The organism is Blautia sp. MCC269, from assembly GCF_018785655.1.
Lineage (GTDB): Bacteria > Bacillota > Clostridia > Lachnospirales > Lachnospiraceae > Blautia_A.
Window position 1 is genome coordinate 1 of record NZ_WQQE01000091.1, and the last position, 1,248, is coordinate 1,248.

The 1,248-nt window shown below is 41.7% G+C and carries 3 protein-coding genes; all 3 read left to right on the forward strand.

What is annotated here, in order from left to right; all coding sequences use genetic code 11:
• Positions 1–16: 16 nt before the first annotated feature.
• The 3 genes from tnpB (at position 17) to GPK88_RS17705 (ending at position 1,199) form a co-directional block, all read left to right on the forward strand.
• Positions 17–163 (forward strand): IS66 family insertion sequence element accessory protein TnpB, encoded by a 147-nt coding sequence (gene tnpB / locus GPK88_RS19825; protein ID WP_195566331.1) that lies wholly within the window; start codon positions 17–19, stop codon positions 161–163.
• Between the two features lie 77 nt (positions 164–240).
• Complete coding sequence (locus GPK88_RS17700; RefSeq protein ID WP_007889554.1) at positions 241–525, forward strand: transposase; 285 nt, start codon at positions 241–243, stop codon at positions 523–525.
• Between the two features lie 164 nt (positions 526–689).
• On the forward strand, positions 690–1,199 hold the full coding sequence (locus GPK88_RS17705; RefSeq protein ID WP_330626726.1) for an IS3 family transposase: 510 nt from the start codon (positions 690–692) through the stop codon (positions 1,197–1,199).
• The last annotated feature ends 49 nt before the right edge of the window (positions 1,200–1,248 follow it).

The following is a 1,248-nucleotide window of genomic DNA, read 5'->3' on the forward strand; positions in this document are numbered from 1 at the left end:
ATCGGAGAGATCTTTCATGCTGAATGATGCTTCCGGGTTCCGCAGGATCTACCTGGCTACCGGCTACACAGATCTGAGACGTGGTATGGAGGGCCTTGCATCCATCATCAAGTTCCATTTTCAACTGGATCCGTATCAAAAAGATGTTGATGCTAGAATATAAATAGTACAAGCCAAAATGAGAAATTCCAAATACACATAAGCATGATACAATAGAAACATGCTGAAGGAGGATCTCATATGGCAAAACAACATGACAAACAATTTAAACTTGATGCAATCCAGTATTATCAAGATCACAAAGATCTCGGGGTACGTGGATGTGCAGAAAATCTTGGCATCGGATACAGCACATTAACCAAGTGGCTGAAAGACTTCCGGGAATCAGGTGATATTCCTGTTCGTGGTTCTGGTAATTACGCATCTGATGAGCAGAAAGAAATTGCCCGTCTCAGACGTGAATTACGTGATGCCCAAGATGCCCTTGATGTATTAAAAAAAGCAATCAACATTCTGGGAAAATGACGGAAGCCATTTATCTCGAAGTATCTGAGAAGACGGAAGCTGCCAAAAAGGCTGGACGCCGGGTTTCCGTCTCCGGAATGTTGAAATTTTTAGGTGTCTCGCGTTCAGGATATCATGCATGGCTCCACCGCATGCCTTCTGATACCTAAAAACGCCGTGAAGCTATAAAAGCAAAAATACAGGATATTTATGATGCTTCCAAGCAGAACTACGGTGCTCCCAAAATTACTGTAGAACTGCGTAAAAATGGTGAAATAATTTCGGAAAGAACCGTTGGTACATATATGCGCCAAATGGGAATCCGTACCCAGTGGAGCAAGCCATGGACAATCACCACAAAAGATTCTGATTTCAGCACTGAATTACAAAATATCCTTGATGAACAGTTTAATCCGGACCGTCCGAATGCCGTCTGGTGTTCGGATATCACCTACATCTGGACAATAGACGGATTTGTCTATCTGACCAGTATTATGGATCTATTTTCCAGAAAGATCATAGCCTGGACGCTTTCAGAAACACTGGAAGTATCTTGTGTGATTGATACTATAAACAAAGCCAAGGCTCGCCGAAGCATTGACCGGCCATTAATCATCCACTCAGATCGCGGCAGCCAGTATGTTGCAAAGGAATATAAAAAGCAACGAGAGTATGAAACTTTTTCTGTAAAATAATGTTTAGAAGGTTCTTCTATGATAAAATAAATATCATTAGGAGGGCTTT